Here is a 3,190-nt window from a genome sequence, read left to right on the forward strand (position 1 = left end):
CTTACCTCCTACCACAAAAGTTTGTCGATTTATCTGCATTCCTAATCAAGGGAATTAAGCTTCGGATGCTTCCAATGATTATTTGTTTATTACCGCAACTTTATAAAAAATAAACACCCCGATTTGTTCTTATCGGGGTGCGAAAAGTCTTATTTCGTTACAGTGATGATTTTGTTGTATTGGCCCGGGTGCGCATGGTCTGGTTCGCATAAAATAATAATCTGGCCATTATCTTCGTAAACTGAACTGATTTCCATTGTCCCGATGCTTTGTGTGTTGATGTCAAGACAGAAATGGAGGCACTGATGTTTCGTACCCATAATTTCCGCTGACACTTTTTTAAGAATACCCTTAATCTCTTTTTTTCCTTGATTAGTTTCCACTTGTACGCTCACTTTTTTTCCGGTTAATCCTACCAAACTCTTCTTTGCATCTGTTTGCAGTTCATGTAGCGTCTTCGGCTTGTTTTCCTTTTTTAATACGCTCCTGAAAAAACTAACCATAATTCCTCTCCTTATTTTGCCTACGAGGTTAGCTGACGGGTTCGGACATAAGGCTGAATGCCCTACACCAGAGGTGATTCACCCCTATTGCGTGGGTCCCCCGCTCCTTACGGATTCGGCGCATTGAATCATGATTGAATCATAATAAGATACAAGACAGCGATTGTCAATTAGATTTTTAGCGCGTAGGACTTACGTGCTTTGGACGCTTCCCCTACTATTAATTTACCATTACAATAGGGTAGGAAAACATAAAAAGGGTGTCGAATACGTAGGAAAAGGCAACAGGAGGAGTTATAACATGGTACGACAATTCCTGCGCAGGATGTTTGCGGGACGGAAAAATGATGAGGAACATGAAACGAGGCCGGAGCACATAGCGGCGGAGTCATATGAAAACGATATGGAGATGACCAAAGAGGTGGAGCCTGAGCCAGCCCTTCCTTTTGAAACTGCTGCAAAAAACAAAGAGTTGGAAGTGCCTCGTGCTGAGCCTCGCATATACACGATTACGCGTGATAAAATTGAACATCATAGCTATAAGGAAATGATGAACCTTGTTGAAGAGATCCTTGAACAAGTGGAGCTGGGCTTACGTAGCGAAGGCCGTTTGCAGCTTCGTCTCTCGCCGGAGCTGATAGAGGAAACGGATGAGTTTTTTGCCAAGCGCATTGGAAAGTACATTGAAGGAGCTGAGCGTGAGACGTATGATGCTACTGCCTTTTTTGATTGGCAGGACAAGGAGACGGCCAGAATTTACCGGACATATGTGTTGCCTGCACACCCTGAGAAACAGCAAACATTTATGCAGGGACGACTGGTAATGATTTATGATACGTGTGAGGCACTTGCATGGGATGCGCGTCAAATTGCAAAAGCATTTGCCGAAGCAGTTCATTGGGAGCTAACGGATGAAGATTTTAGACGTTTTGAGAAATCGATGGAGACGATTTCGCAGCGTCTTCAGGGCGAGGGGAATGATCTGCTTGCAGAGCAGCAGAAATATGAAGTCGACGGACAACCAAGCTCTGAAAAAGAGGATGAATTCGCCCACATTACACCAATCCAGATATCTCGCGAAGAGGTTGAAAATGAAAATATTGCTAAATTAGCCTCCTTTTTTGATCGCACCTTGTCGGACCCGAAGCAGATACTAGAGAAGAAGGGTGGACTCGTATTTTCTTTTTATGGCTTCTCTGGTGAGCTTGAAGATGTGATGGGAGATGAAGCGGTGAATGTCTGGGCCAGCCGCCTTGTGGAGCAATATCCGTATGTGTTCTATTTCTTGAATGACCAATATGTGCCAATGACACGTTTCGTTACATCAATGGTTGTAAAATCCCGTGTAGAAGGCGACGCAATCGTATATGATGAGCAGGAACTAGAAGAGTTTGTCGGGTTTATTGGTGGAGCACTAACCCGAATTGCAGAATGGACAGAAGAAGACCCTCGTCAAGTTATAGAAGAATTTGAACAGAAGCTATTTAGCTAAAGGAAATTCGGAAAAAAGAAGCGGTTGGATGCGCCCTGCGCTTCGGCAGAAGAAAGGCCAGTGTGTCTTTTTCCGACCGTGCCCACCCACCGCCCTTCCGTCTTTTCTTACCTCCTACCACAAAAGTTTGTCGATTTATCAAACCAGATGTATATAGTAAGGAAGAGATACGATGGCAGAAAATAAACAGAACGAATTGCGAAAAGAGACACACCAAAAAGTTATTGAGAAATTGCAGCATTCCCTTCCAAAAGATTGGCATGTAGAAAGCGAAGAAGGAAAAGAAAACACAGTTATTCTCTTCCATGGACAGCAGCGGGACGGCGGTATTCATGTAAAGCTTGCCCCGTTGTTCGCTAAGGTAGAACAGTATGAATCAGACAAGGAGCAATGGATTGAAGCGTTTGTGGAGAAAGTGAGCTCGATTGCACGCGAAGCAACGCAAAAGCATACTGTGCGAGACAATGAAACAAAGTTGTACCCGGTGCTGCGTCATCCTTCTTTCGTCAGCAATGGGAAGGATGGTAATGTGGTGTGGCATGAGCATACGGCAGAAACGATTGTGTTATATGCACTGGATCTGGAATCAAGTTATACGCTTATCACGAAGGACATGCTGAAAGAAGCGGAAATGACGGAAGATGAATTGCATGAGGCGGCATTGAATAATTTGGCACGTCTCGAAAGCACACCAAAGCGTGATGTGGTAGGGGAGAATATATTTTATTTTTTTACGGAGTCTGATAGCTATAGCGCCAGCCGAGTATTAAATCAGGATTTGCTTTCCTGGATGCAGCAAAAAATCAATGGGAAGATGGGTGTTGCCCTTCCGCACCAGGATGTATTGATTGTCGCGGACTTAGCCGATGCTAAGGGTGCTTATATGCTGGCGCAAATCGCTGTTGATTTTTCCATGCGCGGTAATGTTCCGATTTCACCGATTCCGTTTATGTATGCAGACGAAGGCCTTGAGCCGTACATGGTGATGCGTAATCCAAAGCCACGTCATAAATATCCGAGTCACGGTGGCAGAAAGAAGCGGCCACCGGAGCGATAAAAGAAAAAATATGTAAATTGCTTGACGTAGTAACAAAAGTTCAGGTGGTTGGAAGGAGGAATTTCGGAAAAAAGAAGAGGTTGGATGCTACCACCGCTCTTCCTTTTTTTCTTACCTCTCGCCACAAAAATGTGTCGA

3 protein-coding genes and 1 riboswitch are annotated in these 3,190 nt (G+C 44.3%); of the genes, 2 read left to right on the top strand and 1 reads right to left on the bottom strand.

Annotation, left to right across the window (positions count from 1 at the left end):
* Positions 1 to 149 precede the first annotated feature (149 nt).
* Positions 150 to 503 carry a hypothetical protein gene (locus tag HMPREF0083_RS00910; protein WP_021619031.1) on the bottom strand — a complete coding sequence of 118 codons (354 nt, stop codon included), beginning with the start codon at positions 501 to 503 and terminating at the stop codon, positions 150 to 152.
* Positions 504 to 505: 2 nt separating this feature from the next.
* A riboswitch (cyclic di-AMP (ydaO/yuaA leader) is annotated at positions 506 to 634 on the bottom strand.
* 170 nt (positions 635 to 804) lie between these two features.
* On the opposite strand from HMPREF0083_RS00910, the gene HMPREF0083_RS00915 reads away from it, so the two are divergent.
* Both HMPREF0083_RS00915 and HMPREF0083_RS00920 read left to right on the top strand, forming a co-directional pair.
* Entirely contained in the window at positions 805 to 1,995 is a 1,191-nt protein-coding gene (locus tag HMPREF0083_RS00915; protein ID WP_040301029.1) for a hypothetical protein, read from the top strand.
* 172 nt (positions 1,996 to 2,167) lie between these two features.
* Positions 2,168 to 3,052 (top strand): DUF1444 family protein, encoded by an 885-nt coding sequence (locus HMPREF0083_RS00920; protein WP_021619034.1) that lies wholly within the window; start codon positions 2,168 to 2,170, stop codon positions 3,050 to 3,052.
* The last annotated feature ends 138 nt before the right edge of the window (positions 3,053 to 3,190 follow it).

This window comes from Aneurinibacillus aneurinilyticus ATCC 12856 (genome assembly GCF_000466385.1).
Taxonomy (GTDB): domain Bacteria; phylum Bacillota; class Bacilli; order Aneurinibacillales; family Aneurinibacillaceae; genus Aneurinibacillus; species Aneurinibacillus aneurinilyticus.

Coding starts and splice junctions, on each gene's coding strand:
- HMPREF0083_RS00920 (WP_021619034.1), top strand. CDS start 2,168: ATGGCAGAAAATAAACAGAACGAATTGCGAAAAGAGACACACCAAAAA.
- HMPREF0083_RS00910 (WP_021619031.1), bottom strand. CDS start 503: ATGGTTAGTTTTTTCAGGAGCGTATTAAAAAAGGAAAACAAGCCGAAG.
- HMPREF0083_RS00915 (WP_040301029.1), top strand. CDS start 805: ATGGTACGACAATTCCTGCGCAGGATGTTTGCGGGACGGAAAAATGAT.